Below are 15218 nucleotides of genomic sequence, written 5' to 3' on the forward strand. Positions count from 1 at the left end.
TCAGCGAGCCTCCGCCTTGGTCCGGACGCGCTTAGGCAGCTGCTCCTCCGCGAGGGTCTGGCCAACCTGGTCGGTGGCGGGGTCAGCGAGTGCGCTGAGCCGGTCGGCCAACCCAAGGACGAACAGCACCGTGGCATAGATTCCGACGGCGACGCCGGGGTCGCCCCGCTCCACGCGGGTGATGGTGTTACGGCCGACGAAAGCCCGCTCGGCCAGGATGGCGACGGTCATGTTCCGGCGCTTGCGAGCCGTCGATATGTCGCCGCCAAGCTTCGCAAGTCCCCGGCGGACGGAGAGCGGCAAGGCGGATTGGGCTTTAGAGGCCTTCATGGCTGCACCAGAAACAGGGAGCTATCCCCAATAACGCACGATTTATGGTGCGACATCTCTATATGCAAGCCTAACGGTCAAGCGGTTGCATCATAAATCGTGCAATACCCGGCTTAACGCACGAATTATGGTGCATGAAGGGTCGCGGTAGTTTCCTCGAACCGGAACCTAAAGGTTTATCGAAATGGGCGAACTTGGAACCCGCAGGTTCCGTCTCCGCCACGCCGTCGCTCGCTGAGATGGGTAGGCTTACGCCTTTCCCGCCGGAGTCCCGCCCGCCTACGCTGAGTCGATGATGGAGCGGTCCGTCTCTGGGCGAGCTCCCTGCGCAGAGGTATCGCCGTCATGGAAACATCCAGAGCTCCCAACCGCTACCTGCGGACCCCCGAAGCGGGCCGTCACCTCGGCTTGTCTGGCCGCACCTTGGAAAAGCACCGCACCTACGGCACGGGTCCCCGCTACCGAAAGATCGGCGGGCGGGTCGTCTATGCCCTGAGCGATCTGGAAGCCTGGGCCGATCAGGGCGCCCAAACCTCCACGACCGACCCCGATGGCGGGCGTGTCCGCGCCGCGCGCCGCTATGATGAGGAGGCTGTGGCGCACCACGTCTGACCACCTGTCGGCACGCGCACGTGTGGACGTGTCAGCGCTCGCCAAACGGATGTTTGCCGTACTTGCGCATCAGGTCGTCGATCGCCTCGCCTAGCAGAGCCTGCAGCGTGACGTTCTGCTCCAAGGCCAGGATGTTAAGGGCTTGGCTGAGCTGGGGGCTGAAGTAGCCCCCGACCGCCTTCTTGCCGACCCGCGCCAGTGGTCGGCCCTGAGGCGCGACCGTGACAGCGGGATCGGGCACCGGTTCAGGCTTCGCCCGCTCCGTTCTGATCGCGTCGAACCGGCTCATGCCGGCACCGCCTGGGCGCCTGTGGACATGCCAAGCTGTCCGCATGTCCACGCCCAAAGCTCCCGTATCTCGCCTGCCGCCTTACCCTCAAGGCCGTGTTCCGTTGCGGTCAGGCCGGCGGCGACGCTGTGATGAAATGCGGCGCGCTCGGGCAGGACGACGGGGGCGATCTCAAGACCGAACTCCCCACCGATCAGATTGGCGGCGTCCCGGTAGATATGAGGAGCTCGCGGAGGGCCGGCGTTGAAGACCACGAAAGCCGGCTTCCGACTGGACCGAACCAACTCCGCCGTCGCCTCAATCGCGGCCAGGTCAAAGGCCCTGGGGCGGCAGGGAATAAGGAGTAGGTCCGCCAGCTGCGCGGCTTGGCGCGCCATTGCGTCGGCATGCGGCGGCGTGTCGATCACAGCGACCTCGGCGCCAAGGTCGGCCGCCTTGGCCAGCTTGCCCGCGAGAAGGGTCGGCGCGCCGCAATCGACGACCTCCGGGTCGCCGCCGCCGCGCCACTGGCCCCACCGACTGGCGGTCGCCTGCGGGTCGGTATCGACGATGAGCGAGACGCTCGATCTCGCCGCTTCCGTGGCGAGGTTGACCGCGAGGGTCGTCTTACCCGCCCCGCCCTTCTGGCTCACGATGGCTATGGTCCGCATGTTCACCTCCGCACACGCGGACATGTGAACAGGCTGGCTCAGCAGGACCAGGGGCTCAGCGTGCCCGTCGAAGGATATCGTAGGTTCGGTTAGAAATCGGCGGGGTGTCCACGTGCGAACACATGGGCACGTGGCCCTGTCTACGCGGCTTTGGCCGGCTCGACCGCTTCGGCGGTCCTGGCCTTTCGCGGACCCAGCGGCTTGCCTTCGCGCGGGTCTGGCGGGGTGGGGTCAAGCTGATCGTCGCCAATTCGACGTGCGGCGAGCAGAGGCCAGACCCGTTCCCGCTTGGACCCATCCTTCGGCGGCGCCGTGCCGGACTTGATGATGAAGTCCGACAGGGTCTGCTGAGACGCGCGCAGGTGATCGTTCAGCAGCTTGGAGCGGGTGATGTAGCCCTCGTTCACACCCTTGACGCTGTGGTTCATCAGCAGGTGCATGTCGACGGGGGAGAGGCCGGCGGCCTGGCCGAGGGTGCGGTAGGTGTGGCGCAGGTCGTTGCCCCACTTCGAGAGCGTGCCGCGGCTCTCCTTCTGTTCGACGATGTGGCCCTCCTCGCTGTCGGCCGCGAAGATCCAGGTCTTCGCCGCGTCCGGATGGAGCATGCTGCCGGCGCGCATCGCCCGGACCAGGCAGCGGATCATCGGCCGCGACAGCGGGATGTCGAACGCCTTCTTGGCCCCGCCCTTGGGCGAAGGGATGTGCAAGACGCGATCCTTGAAGTTCAGGTGCTCGACCTTCGCCATTTTCAGCGCGGTCGGACGGCTGCCGCAGAGGACGGTGAATAGGTGGAACTCGCGACGGATGGGATTTCGGAGGCGACCCGCCTCGGTCATCCAGCCGCTGATATCTACGGCGCCCATGGCGACGTCGCGGCGCTTCTCCTCGTTCCAGTCTACGGCCATGACCGGGTTCTCCGGCGGCAGTCCCCGGACGCCCCGACGGGCGTGGTTGTAGATGGCCCGCAGCGTCCGCATGCAGCCGTTGGCCGCGTAAGGCCCCGCGCTCTTCGTCAACTCGTCATGGCGTTGCGAGACTAAGCCCGGGTTCTCGCCCAGTTCCCTCAGCGGCTTGTCGAGCCAGTCCTTCAGCATCCGTTCGACGTGGTCGGCGTAACCGGCGATCGTCCCGGCGCTGCGGTTCTTCCTTTCCAGGTGTGACACGCGATAGCGCGCCCAGGCCTGCCCCAGAGTGACGTCGGCGGTCGGCGGGGCGTCGGGAGCCTTCTTGGCTTCCTCCGCATACTCGCCCTTGGCGATCTTCCCGAGCACGTCCTTGGCCTTTGCCCGCGCGTCACGCGTGGTCAGTTCGTCAGTGCTGCCAAGCGTGACCTTCTTGGCGTGGCGTTTGCCATCCTTCCAGTGCTCGCCCATGACCGCGAAGGCCTTCGAGCGCGTGCCGACACGCACGAAGAAGCCACGGAGCTCGGTGTCCCGAACCTCATACTGGCCCTTGTCGCTCAGCGGCAGGCGGCTGATGACCTTGTCGCTGAGGGTGGCTTTCAGATCGCTCATGACGGAATTTAGGTTGGGGTTTAGGTTGGGGTTTGCCCCAACCTAGTTTCAAGGTCGGGCCACTCAGAAACCCTATCACCTCCGAAAAAGATGAGCAAGAACAATGGATTTGGCGTAGTTTAGCGTGAGTCCGGCGGACCTCGTCGAGGGCGCTAATAAAAACTACGAATCTGAGGGTCGGACGTTCGAATCGTTCCGGGCGCGCCACTTCTTCCCATTGGAATCATTCGTGTTTCAGCCTTTCTGCTGGGCCTTGGCAGGGGCGTTTTCGGCCCTGGTTTGCAGCCGGTTTGCAAATTCTGTTGCCGCTGCGTTCTCAAATTGAGCGATCGCCTGGGTCGCCAGATGCCGAGTCGGCGCCAGGTAGGTCTCCAGAATCCGGGTCGCCGTCGCCAATGAGTGCTGGGTGATCGAGGCGATCTGCGGAACCGAGCAGCCGGCTTCCGCCAGCATCGTGACCGCTGTCCCCCGGAGATCATGGAAGCGCAGCTCCGTGGCGCCGAGCTTTGCGGCCTTCATGGCTGCGTCCCACTGGTGACCGAAATAGCGCGGCGTGAAGCGCTTGCCTTCCTTGGTCGTGAGGATCAGAGCGCTGCGCCGCTCCATGCCATCGAGCATCTGCCGGAGAGTCGCCGTGCAGGGGATGGAGATCAGGGGCGCCTCGCGTCCGTTGCGCTGGTTCTTGCCGATGCGCAGGGTCAGGCGCGCGCCATCGTAATTGGACCAGCAGAGGCGCCGGATGTCGCCCTGCCTAAGGCCGGTGTGGAGCGCCAGGATAAGCGCTCGCTGCATCTCGATGGGCGCCGCGGCCATAAAGGCCTCGATGTGCTCGGGCAGCCAGATCACGTCGGACCGGTTGGAGTGGTAGAGCCGCTTGAAGCCCTTCACATGGTTGGCTTCTATGCGGCCATTGTCGAACGCCCAGCTGAGCATAGACGAGGCCGCGGACAGCCTGTTGTCGGCCTCCCGCAAGCCGGACTTGTCGGCCACCGCCGCCCGCCACGCCATGAAGTGAGAACGCACCCGAGGATTGTTGAGCGCGGCAACCGGCATATCACCGAACTCCGCCTCCGCCGCCCTGAGCAGCCGCAGGTATTCCTTCTGCGTCCTCTCGGCCAGGGTCTTCCGGAACTCTGGGGACTGCGTGTAGGCGCGAGTCAGGCTGAGGAAGGTGCCGCGGGTATGTCGTTCGCGGGCCCAGGTCTCGGCCTCGGCGTAGGACGCGACGAAGGTATCTGACCCTGGCTCGCCGACCAAGGGACGGTTGGTGGCGCGATGATAATAGTAGTAGCGCACCTCGCCAGTGCTCAGGGTCTTCTTGACCCGGTTGATGCCTTTCAGCCTAACGCGCATCGCGACGGCGCTCCCAAGCGGCCAGGGCGTCCTCTGGTTGGCTGTTGGACAGGCCGCTGTGCCGGTCCATCTCCTGCTCAAGCAGCTTCCGGTCGAAGCGCCCGCGAGGGAGGCTTGGGGGCGAGTACTGCCCCTCCCGGAGAGCTATCCTCAGTGAACGGATCGTCAGGCCCACATACTCTGCGGCCTCTGCTTCGGTCAGGCCGCGTGGCTTGATGAGGTGGCCGAGTTGGTCAGCACGTTTTTCCATGCCTCAGCCCTCGCTCTCAGGCCACTGGCGTGGCGGCTCGTCACGAATGCACCTGACCACGCCCTCGATAATCGGCGCGTGCATGACGTTCATTTGAAGCATGCGGGGTTTGCCGCCAGGCAGGTACGCCACTGGCTCCCCCACGCTAAAATCCAAATCAAGGGCTGCACTGTTTTCGAAATCTATGGCGAGTGTAATTTGCCAAGATCCCATGTTGCTAGCTTTTATCGCGAGGCTATGTGGTGTCTGTCCATCAACACACAATCTCCAATTTGGTTCGCCATCACGCGCAACATCGTATTCGAAGATGCTAGTTCTCGATTTTAATTCGTCGCTTGGGCGCAGTCGACTTAGTATGTCTTCCAGAGCGTCAACTACGGACCCATTTGCGATACGGGGAAAGTAATAATACGCTTCGTCCCCTGTAAAATATTGACTAGTGTTGCCAATGCGCGCTCTGGCGCCTCGCGCAAGCGCCGCCTGTAGACCCGCAACGATCTCGGCCGCCTTTGTCGTGTCGCCGAGCGTAATAACACCCAGCAGCAGGTGAGCTGTATCTCTACTGCCCATATTGGCCCCGCCACGACCTCGTCCCTTGCTTGCGACAAACCCAGCTTCACGCAGCACGCGCCCGACGACAGTCACGCTCGAAAGCGGAGCGCCGGTGAGGTCGGCCACTGTTCGGACAAGATCGGAGAGCTTCGCCATTCCATATCGGTAGGACATGCCGATATGACTGTCAACGCATAACTGCATATCATGCCAATATATAGTTATGTCGTTGGCGCAAGCCCCACTGAAGAGGGCTCGTCCCTTTCCGCGGGTAGCGGCCCCCGGGAAGCCTAAACGAGAACCCCGAGCCGCAGATCGAAAGAAGAGAGGAAGGGGAGGGGAGAGCGACGTTAGCTCTCAAGAAAGGTCCATCCCCATGGGCGCATCTCCTCCCTGCTTCTGGCCGGCCTATGAGTCCGGCTGGCGCCTTGACGCCGATCTCGTTCACCTGATCGATCAGGAACTGACCCGGCCGCTGCCGGACGGCATTTCGAAGCTCCAGCGACACAATACGCTGCAGCGCCGTCTGGCCGAGCTCGGCAGCCGTCTCGGCTATGGTTCAGCCATTGAGGTGGCCACCGGCTACCGCAGGTACGTGCAGACCGGGCGCTTTGACGTCGCATGGACGCGGTGCGGTGGTCAGCCGCCGATCATCTTCGAGATCGACAGCCGCTGGCGTCATGAGTCGCTCCTCAAGCTGGGCAGGGTCGGCGAGGAAGCCCAGAAGCTCTGGATCTACTACGGTCAGCGGCCCCGGCCGCCTGAACCCACCGAGCCTGGGTTTCGCCGCCTCAACATCCTGAGGATCGGGCCCTGGCGTCTGGGCGTGAAGGAAGGGCGCCGGCAACAAGTGATCTCACCCGGTCAGTGGCCCGAGGCGCTATTTCCCCGGATGGCCAACCATCACTGCGGCTAGCTTAGTTCAACCCGATAATCGCAGCGCGAGCGGTGCGGCCCTGAGTTGGCTGTGAGGCAAGCGCAGCAACCCGCCCCATGCCGGGCGCGCAGATCGATCTGACAAACGAAATCCCCCCACTCCCAACTCACTCAGTCCAGGCAGAATGTGATGACCTCAAGAACCCCGTATCCCGGCCCCAACGATCTCGCCGATGTGGAGGCGTCCGCCAACCGGCTCGCGGCCAGCGGGCTTTCGACGTCGGAAGCCTACGCCTTCGCGGTGATCGTCAAGCGCAGCAGAGAGGAGGCGTTCGATGGGATCCGCGCCCGAGATGAACTCCGACGCGCTGGCTATCCCGCCTCCCAGGCCGACGCCATGGTGCACGAAGTCTGTCTCTGGCGGCTCTCTGCGGGGCTAGGGAAGAAGCGCCGCCTGCCAGCTTGATGCCTAAGCTCGGTTCTCTAAGGGGTTTGAGAGCGATGCGACTCTGCTACGTCGGTGGATCGAGCCGGTCCGCCAGGTCATCGAGCGCCTTGTTTATGTTCACGCCCAGGCCGTTCCAGTTGGGCTCTAGGATGGCGTAACGGTTGATCGATCGCGCTGTCGCGGCGACGAGACGCCGGATCGAACGGATGTTCTTCGGCGTGCGCCCAAGTTCGATCACCTGCTTCGCGCGGAGCAGGAGAAGTAGGCGTCGCTTCTCGAAATACGGCGCTGTCGATTCGAAGCCTTCCAGCTTTCGGGCCGCTTGCTGCATGCGGTTCCGATCGCCGGTCTCGACGGCAATCGCCGTAAAACCGAAGACGTAGTCCTCGTATTCTTCCCGTTCGAGCGCTTCATTCTGAACGGCGTCGATGATTGCGGCCGCGTCGGTCGGGCGTCCTTGGTTGAGAACAGCCTCAGCCAAGAAAATCCTCGCTGCTGGTGTCTCCACCGCCGCGAGGGCAGTCCGATACGCCGCCTCAGAGTCCGCCCAGCGGTGAGCATACCTGTGACAATCGCCGATCAGCCTATTGAGTCGCTCCAGGCCAGCGGGCTTCCAGTTAGGCACCGCCAGCTGACGGTTTACGAGCGCGATCGCCTCGTCCAGCAGCTCGGGTTGGCGCTTCAAAAGGCCCAGGTGCGAAAGGGTGACGGCAAAGAGCCATTCCTCGTAGGGATTGAGCTCGCCGACATCGCGCGCTTCGCGCGCCATCGTGGCGACTTGGTCGAACAGCAACCCAGCTTGCTGGATGTCGTCGACAAGCAGATATCGGCCCGCCTTCACGGACGTGTACTGCATCTGCACCGAGAGGTCGTCGCTGAGCCTCAGGATATGGTCGCAAACAGCGATCATTTTGGAGAACGAGAGCGTCGAGCCATAGAGGCTGATGCACGTCTGGAGGATCTCGACGTCGTCTTCATGATCGGTGATCGGCATGAGTTTGGCGAATTCTCGCCGTGCAGCCTCCGGGTTTTCGTTAGGCACCTCCTCCGTCTTCACCTGGAAGAAGGTAATCTTTCGATTCCAGGCCGGCGATCGAATTGCCGTGCGAAGGCGTTCGAGAACCCGCATCAGCTCGCCCGTTTGGTCCGATAACCAATGCAGATGGACAAGCTCATCGACGGCCGAGGCGAGCGCCTTGACGTCAATATCCAGCATCTCGGCTCCGACCGGATGACCCATGCGGACGAGGGGTTCGGTATTCGTCCGGTGCCAGATGACATACTGGGTGACGTCCGCCCTGGCAGCGATCATCGCAGCGTCCAGGTCGCGCGCTTCCAGAGCTTTCCGAAGCGCCCACGTAGTGTTAAAGCCCGGCAGGTGGGGTTCGCAGCAGAGGGAGAACGACCCGCCCGATCCGCATGGGCATGCGTCTCCCGGGGCGGGCGTCACCAGGGGCTTCTTTAGTCGACCTCCTGACTCTTTGGCCAAGGCTAGGTCGCCCGGCCCGCGGCGCGCAGCAGGTAGACGCTCACCGCTGAAGCCACGGTGACGACGAGCTCGGCCTCTTCGAAATGTGGCTCGCGCCCCTCTTGGATATGTCGGCCCTGTTCTGACGCGAACCCCCACAGCTTATGGAGCGCTGTATCAAGCGGGGGAGGGAAGCTGAGCCGGCCAATGATTTTTCCGAGCGTGTCGGTGCTGCCATCGACTTCTCGCGCGACACATTCAAGCGCCGCCATCGCGTGCTGGATCGCGCCTGTCACATCGGCGGTCGGACGGCGGGAAATGTCCCGGAGGGCTTCATGGAGCTCGTTGGCCGCCGTTGGCGTTCCCGCGTCCCGAATGACCTGGGCGGCGTCTCGCGTCGCCAATTCAAAGGGCTCGGAGCCGCGCGCAACGATCAAACCGCCCTTCATCTGCCAGCCTACACCGTGCTCGTTGAAGAGCAGGTTCAGTCGCCGCTCAAATTCGGGGCCCTTACTGGCTGTGTAGTCACCTTCGCCAACGGCCCTGTAGAGGCGCTCTGCGATGTCGTAGACCTTGTACCAGGGTGCCCCATCTATCAGCCGCGAGACTTCATTCTCGACGTTCCCAGGCGACCAATTGTTGGGGTCGGGTCGCTTCAACAGCACTTCGCAGAGGGCGTCGCGCATACCATTAGGACCTACCCCGCAGGCATAACCAAGCATCAGAATACCGTCGCGCACCATCTCGGGCGCGTCCTCACGGATGATGATCTCGGCGTCAGGCGGTCGATACCCGAAGCGATCTGAAAAGGAGTTCGGCCTATCCATGCGAAATCCTAGCTTGGCTCCGAACTTCGACGACAGGCGTCTGCCTTTCAAGGCCCCCAAGGGCGTGACGTCGATCCATGAGGGGGCCGACGCCACCTGGCGTCACTTAACCCCAATCGGGTTCGACATATCCGAAATCAGCCGTCAGTCCTGAGCTTTCAATCGACACTTCGTGAGGCGCGGGATCGTCCAGGTCATCCTTGTAGATCGTGATGGCGACTTCGAGGGCGACCTTGTCGATAGTCGAGGCCGTGCTGCCGGGGAGACGAATGTACTCGCGGTCGATGCTATCCCAATGAGAAAAGCGGAAACCCGCGTGGAATTCGACCTCGGCTTCGATCCTGACGACCACTGTCAAGGTGTCGGCGTCGGCCGACACCACGTTCACCGCGCCTTGTGAAACCGACCATTGGGTGACCGTCGCGCCTTCAGGCTCGGCCTCGTAGTAGTCGGCACCATTCGCCTCGATATCGAACTCTTCGACGAAACGCTCCAGCGCACTTTCGACGCAGGCCTTCAATTGCGGTGATCGGCCTTCGCGCAGATCTGTGGCGATCCGCGCGCCGATCACCCGGTCTGCGTCGTTGAAGAGCGCCAACGCTGCGGGGAGGTCGTCAACGCAGACGAGGTTGACCGATCCCTCCGCGTACCGCTGCCAGTCTCCGTCTCGGCTGACGGCCAGCACGGCACCGTTTGCACCCGCCCAAGCCTCCAGCGATAAGAGGGCGATGGCGTCGGGGAACTCGCTCTTCTTGTCACCTTTCGCTGCGAACGGAGGCTGGCCGCCGAAGTAGAGATCCACCACCTGCTGGATCGCCACGCCTTGGGGTATCGGCAACAGCGTGGCGCCGGTGGCGCCCATGAACTCATCGATCATGGTCGCAGCCTTGATCGCCGGATCCTCGTCCACACCCAGGTCGGCCCCGACCTTTGCCTTGTCGAGGTTTAGCTGCCAGGTCCGATCATACTGGTTCAGCGCTTGTTTGAGTTTTGTCGCGGCCTCTTCGAACGACTCCCTGAGGTGCGCTTTCACCTCTGACATCGTGATCGTCGATAGGACGACGCTAATCCCGGTGTCGCGAAATTGCTTTAGGGCCAGCAGCGTGCGGAACCGAAGGTTGCAGCCGTATTGGTCGAAAACGCTTGTATCTATCGTGACGCCGGCGAACTCGTCGGCAGCGATCATTTGCTTGATTTCGTCTATCGTTCGCGCTGGCACAAGGGTCCTTCTAGCCGACGTTTGGCGACTTCGCTGCAGTAAGAGGTGGGGCTGATCGCGCCGATGTAACCGCCTCGATCACCCTCGATTCAACCAGCTTACAGGCACCAACTTGATGTTGTCGCGCCATCTTTGAACGGTTGAGTCGCGGAACCAGTCTTCAAGCAGCTCGACGTGATCCATGACAATGATCTGCATGCAGGGGAAGTGTTCTTCGCAGTAGTCGAAGAGCAGCCGGTAGAGCCTGGCCACGGCCGCCTGGTCCTCATCGCTCTTGCCGTCGATCTCTCCAACATCGCGCTCCGGCGGGTAGTGCACCTGCGAGGGTTGATCCAACATCAGGAAGGCAGGCACAGGGCGATTGCGGGCACGGAAGAGCCCGTGCAAAGCCAAGTGGGCGGCAATGTGGTAGCCGACCCAATTCTCCCCGCTGCCAATCTGAGGCAACGACAGTGGGCCGTCGAGGGTGTCGGCGACAACTGTGAGATTCTTCCTGTCGAGACGAAGGGCGTTCTCGCCGTGCTCAAGGTCGAGCTTGCGCGCATATTTAGTGAGGTCACGGCCGACTAGGTTCAAGGCCGTCAGCAGACGTTCCTCCAGCGCCTCTTGGTCCAATAGCTGTTCGAGCTCGGAGACCTCGGCCCGCGCTCTGGCGATGGCCAGGCGAATCCCCTCGTCGGAGGAAACCGTGCGGGCGTTTTCTAAGTAGTAGCCAATCCTACCAGCGGTTCGAGCCTGCTCAGTGAATTGGTCTTGTTCGATCCGAAGCCGCTCGTTTTCAGAAATGCGAGCAAGGATATCGGTCTGGACGGTGCGAAGCTGCTCGTCCAACGCGTTCCGGCGCGCCTCGAGGTCAGCTTGGCGGGCCTGCAGTCGCGGATTATCGCGTCGAACCGACTTCAGCTGACCCTCAAGGGCAGTCAGGGATCTTCGGACGTCAGTGACTGACGGAATGGCTGTATTAAGATGGCTGTCGCAGAGGGGACAGGTCTCAGCATCGCCGCTGTCGTCGGAGAGTAGGCCGATCGACGCCAGCCGCGCTTCCTGTTCTCGCGCCTCAACTTGAAACTCTGACGCTTCGCGCTCGAGACGCTGCACGTCGGCGATCTCGTCACGAACCTCCTGCATGTCTCCACGCAGACGGCGGCGGCGGTTTTCCAAGTCCGTCAGATCGGTCGCCGGATCATCGTTGCGGGCGTAGGCCAGCTCGCGCGGCGCCGCGGCCGTCGCTAGGAGCGCGCGCAAGTCGGCGGGCGATTCAGCAAAAGCTTCAGGCGGCAACAGTCCGACGCGTTTTGCTTCCTGCACCAGGGCCTGAGCGGTGCCAGACGCCTCGTTAGCCAGAGAGCGGGCCTCAGCAAAGTCGCGCTCGAGTTTGCGCAGGCGTGCGCGCGCCTCGTCGTAGCGCATACGCTGCAGGTAGTGATCTTCACCCATCGCCCCAACAAAGTACGGAAGGGTGTCCTTGATATGAGAGGGGATGAACTGCTCGCCCTGGCGGTGAAATAGGAGGCGCCGGTTGGCGATCTCATCCTGCGCTTGGAGGCAGAAGAAGATGGCCTGACTTGCTGAAGCCTCAAGGGGGAGCCGTGTCGCCCCAGGTTCCGGGACGTGCTTGTTTTCGGAGATTCCAAGCACAATCGACAGCTGCCTTCGTAGGCCGTCAGCAGTGACATTCTTGGCGAAGGCCTCAGGGTTTTCTGGGAAGCCGGCCACTCCGCGCTCGAAGAAGATGTCTTCGCTGGCCTTGCCCGCCGGGCCTGGGTTGCGACGCGCGATCAGGATGCCCTCGCCGTCACGGTCGAGGAGGATCGCGAACCACGACACGCCACGTCGGATTTCGCCCTCGGGAATCGTGCATTCGCTGCGGCCCCAGCAGTAGTCGACGATATCCAGCAGTGCCGACTTGCCGGTCTTGGAGGCTCCAGTGACGATGTTCAATCGCCCAAGCACGAACTCCACCTCCCTACGCTCGCCGGTGTGGGAATAGATCGCGAGAGCTCGTAGCTGCAGGGTCACGGTGTAACGCCCATCGTCTGGAGGATCTGGACCGGTGCGCCCTGGTTAGCGAACCATCGGCCCAGCAACGCAGCCGCTCGTCGAATGTCGTCGACGTCACGAGTGCTTGCGGCAGGCTTTGCGGCGAGTTTCAGAGGTTTTTCACCGGTTCGGAGGCCGTCCGCGCCGAGTGTCAGGGCGCTATGTTGAGCCAAGAACAGCAAGGCCTCTCGGCTAATTGGCCTCAGCCGCAATGTGCGCTCCGGGAGGTCAGCCAAGAGGGCTTCATTCTCGGCAGACCAGGTCGCGAACGTCGTGTCTGCTCGACCAGGCAGGGCCGCGAGCGTGGGTGCATGTAGGATCAGAGGAAGCACGACGAAGCTCAACGGGAGCGGAAAAGCATTTCCACGTAGGCGCTGGTAGTCCTTTGTGGCGCGGGCAATCAGCTCGCCGCAGAAGGCAGGATTGAGCAGCGCAGCTTCCTCGGCCGGCCGCTCGCGCCAGGACAGGCTCCATCGCGACGCCACTGCTTAGGCATCCTCTTCGGCACAAGCCGTTTCGTAATCTGGGTGCCAGCCGACCCGAAAATCGTTGGCCAGCATGTGGTAGGAGCCCACGGTCAGAAAGCGATGGGCTACCGACCGGAACGGGAAACGGGCGTCGGCTTCGACCCAAGCATAGAGTGCCTGTCCCGCTTGTCGTAGCGAAAGACCGGTGCCCTGGTCGCCAGCGACCTTGTCGCGCATCTGTTGGAAACGGGGCTGCCATTCCTCGATCAGCGTGACCTCGTATTTCGCGATCTCACCGTCGAACACGAGGTGTTTGCGAACCCATTTCGAGCGCTGAGTGAACGCGCGGTAGTAGTCGCGTTTTGCATACTCGATCCGATTGCCGCCGATGCCGACGATCTTCAGTTGCCGGACGAATGGCCGGCCCTCATAGTCGGCGATCTCGTCGGCCGGCGGATCGACGTGCTCTTGATCGGCGACTAGGGCGTCGCGCTTCAATCCATCTCGGATGTCGTCGAGCTTAGCCTCGATCTCCAGCACGGAGATCGGCGGGACGGGGTCCTGCATGAGGGCAAGGCAGACCTTCGGCCACCACCATCCCTCCAGCTGTTCCCGGGCGAGAGAAGCTTTACCGCGCGGGGCGATCAGCCGCAGCTCGGTTTCGATTACTTCGCCTAGGTCGTTCAGTAGCGGTTGGTCATCCAGCACTTCGACCGTGCTCAGCAAGGAGATGCGCATGGTCGGGCTGAGCGCCAAGAAGGCGGCGTATGCGGCCTTCAGCTCTTGATTGCCGCCGGCTTCCGCCACGGCCACGAGGAGCGATGCCGCGGATTTCGGGTCACGGGCGTGGCCCATGGCGGAGGACCCGGAAGGGCGCAACATCGACGCGGCGCCACCTTCGGGCGCCGAGCCTGTCGTCACCAGAGCCAGACGAGTCCTCGCGGGCAGGGTCGGGTCGCTAGCCGCAGCCTCGCTCCAAATGCGGATAGTCTTCCAGAGATCGACGCTTTTGTCGGAGAGGCTGGCTACGCGGTCGATGTGATGCTTGGCCTGCAGCAATTCCAGCGCAGTGCCACTCGACTCGAACGAGACGTCATCCAGGCGCTCGATGCCCACCTCTACACTCGAGTCGACGTTCACGTATTTTAGGCAAAGGGCCAGCGCGAGGCGCGCCTGATAGAGGTACCCGGCAGCGGACGGTGCAGAGCTGAAGTTGGTCATTTTAGCGGACAAGCGAATACCTCTGAACTGGCAAGCTTCACCATTTTTCCACATTCAGCAATCTTAGGACGACCATTCCGCGATTCGATCATCAAGGTTGAGTTTTCGTTCGTTATTTCTCATGTCTTCACGGTGAGTTGGGAGCCGCAAGGGCGTCTGGCGATCCAAACCAGAAGGCGAGGTTCATGCTCGTCGCTGGCCCGCGTCGGATCGATCTGCAAGTTCGACGGGATTTAGCCATTTGGAGTAGGGGAGGCCATGGCGAAGCTCAGCAATCACCCAAAGCGGATCTACAAATACCGCGCGTTCACCCACCTCAGTCTGGAAATGCTCGTTGAGGACACGCTCTATTTCGCAGATCCCAGCACCTTCAACGATCCGCTAGACGCCAAGCCTCGCCTGGATACTGACATCGACGCCGGAGCGCTCGAAGATGTCCTCCAACGGCTGATGGTGCAGCGAGTCGAGGCGGAGTTGACCGCCGCGGCCAAGACGATTCGATACAAGGGACCGAAGACGGTCGACCACATCACCCGTCAGTGCCAATTGGCGTTCACTCGGCGGATGGAGGACATCCGTTACAACGCTACGAACCCTGATCTTCCCGTCGACGAGCCTCTGCAGTTCCTCTTGGGCCGCGAGGTCGAAGCCGAGCTTTTGCAGCGGTATGATACGGGGATCGTCTCTCTAGGCGAACGCCCCGACTGCCCGTTGATGTGGAGTCACTACGGTGACCAACACAACGGTATCTGCATCGGTTACGGCGTACCTGAGGGGGCAGCTCTCCACAAGGTGCGCTACGGCGGCTCTCCTGTGGTGCAGGCGAGCCTCGTGCAAAAGATGCTGCTCGGCGGGAATCGTGCACGAGTGCGAGTCGATGAAGCCGTCCTCCTGCGCAAGGCCCCAGACTGGAAGTACGAAAGCGAGTGGCGCCTCATTGGCGAACGAGGCGTTCAGGACAATCGTGAGCCTCCGGTGGGGGCCGCCTTGTCGGGGTGAGGTGGATGGCGATGCTGTGCTCGTAAGGACGTCCTTAAGAGCGCTCGTAGCTGCACAGCATGGCCCATGTCAGTTTGATCACCGGTCCGGAGCGCCGCCGCAG

The 15218-nt window shown here is 62.4% G+C and carries 17 protein-coding genes; 4 read left to right on the forward strand and 13 right to left on the reverse strand.

What is annotated here, in order from left to right:
• Positions 1-231, reverse strand: coding sequence for an XRE family transcriptional regulator (locus tag Q8N19_RS02475; RefSeq protein WP_257815253.1), 231 nt, complete (start codon positions 229-231; stop codon positions 1-3).
• A gap of 444 nt (positions 232-675) precedes the next feature.
• Between Q8N19_RS02475 and Q8N19_RS02480 the strand changes: the two genes are divergently transcribed.
• A complete protein-coding gene (locus Q8N19_RS02480; RefSeq protein WP_305588052.1) occupies positions 676-942 on the forward strand; it encodes an AlpA family transcriptional regulator in 267 nt (88 codons plus the stop codon).
• A gap of 31 nt (positions 943-973) precedes the next feature.
• On the opposite strand, the gene Q8N19_RS02485 is transcribed toward Q8N19_RS02480, so the two are convergent.
• The 6 genes from Q8N19_RS02485 to Q8N19_RS02510 all read right to left on the reverse strand — a co-directional run bounded on the left by Q8N19_RS02485 (position 974) and on the right by Q8N19_RS02510 (position 5706).
• Positions 974-1231 (reverse strand): ribbon-helix-helix domain-containing protein, encoded by a 258-nt coding sequence (locus tag Q8N19_RS02485; RefSeq protein WP_305588053.1) that lies wholly within the window; start codon positions 1229-1231, stop codon positions 974-976.
• Positions 1228-1881, reverse strand: coding sequence for an AAA family ATPase (locus Q8N19_RS02490; RefSeq protein WP_305588054.1), 654 nt, complete (start codon positions 1879-1881; stop codon positions 1228-1230). The genes Q8N19_RS02485 and Q8N19_RS02490 overlap by 4 nt, the downstream gene beginning before the upstream one ends.
• Before the next feature lie 140 nt (positions 1882-2021).
• Positions 2022-3395, reverse strand: coding sequence for an integrase arm-type DNA-binding domain-containing protein (locus tag Q8N19_RS02495; RefSeq protein ID WP_305588055.1), 1374 nt, complete (start codon positions 3393-3395; stop codon positions 2022-2024).
• Positions 3396-3629: 234 nt separating this feature from the next.
• On the reverse strand, positions 3630-4748 hold the full coding sequence (locus Q8N19_RS02500; protein ID WP_305588056.1) for a tyrosine-type recombinase/integrase: 1119 nt from the start codon (positions 4746-4748) through the stop codon (positions 3630-3632).
• Complete coding sequence (locus Q8N19_RS02505; RefSeq protein ID WP_305588057.1) at positions 4738-4998, reverse strand: hypothetical protein; 261 nt, start codon at positions 4996-4998, stop codon at positions 4738-4740. The genes Q8N19_RS02500 and Q8N19_RS02505 overlap by 11 nt, the downstream gene beginning before the upstream one ends.
• A gap of 3 nt (positions 4999-5001) precedes the next feature.
• Positions 5002-5706, reverse strand: coding sequence for a hypothetical protein (locus Q8N19_RS02510; RefSeq protein ID WP_305588058.1), 705 nt, complete (start codon positions 5704-5706; stop codon positions 5002-5004).
• A 220-nt stretch (positions 5707-5926) separates the two neighbouring features.
• Between Q8N19_RS02510 and Q8N19_RS02515 the strand changes: the two genes are divergently transcribed.
• Together Q8N19_RS02515 and Q8N19_RS02520 are read left to right on the forward strand one after the other, a co-directional pair.
• The gene (locus Q8N19_RS02515; protein WP_305588059.1) at positions 5927-6466 is read left to right on the forward strand and encodes a hypothetical protein; all 540 of its coding nucleotides are present in this window, start codon (positions 5927-5929) and stop codon (positions 6464-6466) included.
• A gap of 150 nt (positions 6467-6616) precedes the next feature.
• Entirely contained in the window at positions 6617-6892 is a 276-nt protein-coding gene (locus Q8N19_RS02520; RefSeq protein WP_305588060.1) for a hypothetical protein, read from the forward strand.
• A 46-nt stretch (positions 6893-6938) separates the two neighbouring features.
• Here the strand turns inward: Q8N19_RS02520 and Q8N19_RS02525 are convergent, their stop codons facing one another.
• The 6 genes from Q8N19_RS02525 to Q8N19_RS02550 all read right to left on the reverse strand — a co-directional run bounded on the left by Q8N19_RS02525 (position 6939) and on the right by Q8N19_RS02550 (position 14170).
• Complete coding sequence (locus Q8N19_RS02525; protein WP_305588061.1) at positions 6939-8186, reverse strand: hypothetical protein; 1248 nt, start codon at positions 8184-8186, stop codon at positions 6939-6941.
• 179 nt (positions 8187-8365) lie between these two features.
• Positions 8366-9169 carry an AbiJ-NTD4 domain-containing protein gene (locus tag Q8N19_RS02530; protein ID WP_305588062.1) on the reverse strand — a complete coding sequence of 268 codons (804 nt, stop codon included), beginning with the start codon at positions 9167-9169 and terminating at the stop codon, positions 8366-8368.
• A 106-nt stretch (positions 9170-9275) separates the two neighbouring features.
• Complete coding sequence (locus Q8N19_RS02535; RefSeq protein WP_305588063.1) at positions 9276-10355, reverse strand: PIN domain-containing protein; 1080 nt, start codon at positions 10353-10355, stop codon at positions 9276-9278.
• A 111-nt stretch (positions 10356-10466) separates the two neighbouring features.
• Complete coding sequence (locus Q8N19_RS02540; protein WP_305588064.1) at positions 10467-12407, reverse strand: DUF3732 domain-containing protein; 1941 nt, start codon at positions 12405-12407, stop codon at positions 10467-10469.
• Complete coding sequence (locus Q8N19_RS02545) at positions 12404-12913, reverse strand: three component ABC system middle component (protein ID WP_305588065.1); 510 nt, start codon at positions 12911-12913, stop codon at positions 12404-12406. Before Q8N19_RS02545 ends, Q8N19_RS02540 begins: the two co-directional genes overlap by 4 nt.
• Before the next feature lie 3 nt (positions 12914-12916).
• On the reverse strand, positions 12917-14170 hold the full coding sequence (locus tag Q8N19_RS02550) for an ABC-three component system protein (RefSeq protein ID WP_305588066.1): 1254 nt from the start codon (positions 14168-14170) through the stop codon (positions 12917-12919).
• A gap of 204 nt (positions 14171-14374) precedes the next feature.
• Here Q8N19_RS02550 and Q8N19_RS02555 point away from each other — a divergent pair, with 204 nt between their 5' ends.
• Positions 14375-15115, forward strand: coding sequence for a DUF2971 domain-containing protein (locus Q8N19_RS02555; RefSeq protein WP_305588067.1), 741 nt, complete (start codon positions 14375-14377; stop codon positions 15113-15115).
• The last annotated feature ends 103 nt before the right edge of the window (positions 15116-15218 follow it).

Origin of the sequence: Phenylobacterium sp., assembly GCF_030693405.1 — a bacterium.
In the GTDB taxonomy this organism is placed as follows: Bacteria; Pseudomonadota; Alphaproteobacteria; order Caulobacterales; family Caulobacteraceae; genus Phenylobacterium.

Bases quoted from the DNA above. Each gene is read 5' to 3' on its own strand.
- Q8N19_RS02475 (WP_257815253.1), bottom strand. From the start codon at position 231: ATGACCGTCGCCATCCTGGCCGAGCGGGCTTTCGTCGGCCGTAACACC.
- Q8N19_RS02480 (WP_305588052.1), top strand. From the start codon at position 676: ATGGAAACATCCAGAGCTCCCAACCGCTACCTGCGGACCCCCGAAGCG.
- Q8N19_RS02485 (WP_305588053.1), bottom strand. From the start codon at position 1,231: ATGAGCCGGTTCGACGCGATCAGAACGGAGCGGGCGAAGCCTGAACCG.
- Q8N19_RS02490 (WP_305588054.1), bottom strand. From the start codon at position 1,881: ATGCGGACCATAGCCATCGTGAGCCAGAAGGGCGGGGCGGGTAAGACG.
- Q8N19_RS02495 (WP_305588055.1), bottom strand. From the start codon at position 3,395: ATGAGCGATCTGAAAGCCACCCTCAGCGACAAGGTCATCAGCCGCCTG.
- Q8N19_RS02500 (WP_305588056.1), bottom strand. From the start codon at position 4,748: ATGCGCGTTAGGCTGAAAGGCATCAACCGGGTCAAGAAGACCCTGAGC.
- Q8N19_RS02505 (WP_305588057.1), bottom strand. From the start codon at position 4,998: ATGGAAAAACGTGCTGACCAACTCGGCCACCTCATCAAGCCACGCGGC.
- Q8N19_RS02510 (WP_305588058.1), bottom strand. From the start codon at position 5,706: ATGGCGAAGCTCTCCGATCTTGTCCGAACAGTGGCCGACCTCACCGGC.
- Q8N19_RS02515 (WP_305588059.1), top strand. From the start codon at position 5,927: ATGGGCGCATCTCCTCCCTGCTTCTGGCCGGCCTATGAGTCCGGCTGG.
- Q8N19_RS02520 (WP_305588060.1), top strand. From the start codon at position 6,617: ATGACCTCAAGAACCCCGTATCCCGGCCCCAACGATCTCGCCGATGTG.
- Q8N19_RS02525 (WP_305588061.1), bottom strand. From the start codon at position 8,186: ATGATCGCTGCCAGGGCGGACGTCACCCAGTATGTCATCTGGCACCGG.
- Q8N19_RS02530 (WP_305588062.1), bottom strand. From the start codon at position 9,169: ATGGATAGGCCGAACTCCTTTTCAGATCGCTTCGGGTATCGACCGCCT.
- Q8N19_RS02535 (WP_305588063.1), bottom strand. From the start codon at position 10,355: ATGATCGCTGCCGACGAGTTCGCCGGCGTCACGATAGATACAAGCGTT.
- Q8N19_RS02550 (WP_305588066.1), bottom strand. From the start codon at position 14,170: ATGTGGAAAAATGGTGAAGCTTGCCAGTTCAGAGGTATTCGCTTGTCC.
- Q8N19_RS02555 (WP_305588067.1), top strand. From the start codon at position 14,375: ATGGCGAAGCTCAGCAATCACCCAAAGCGGATCTACAAATACCGCGCG.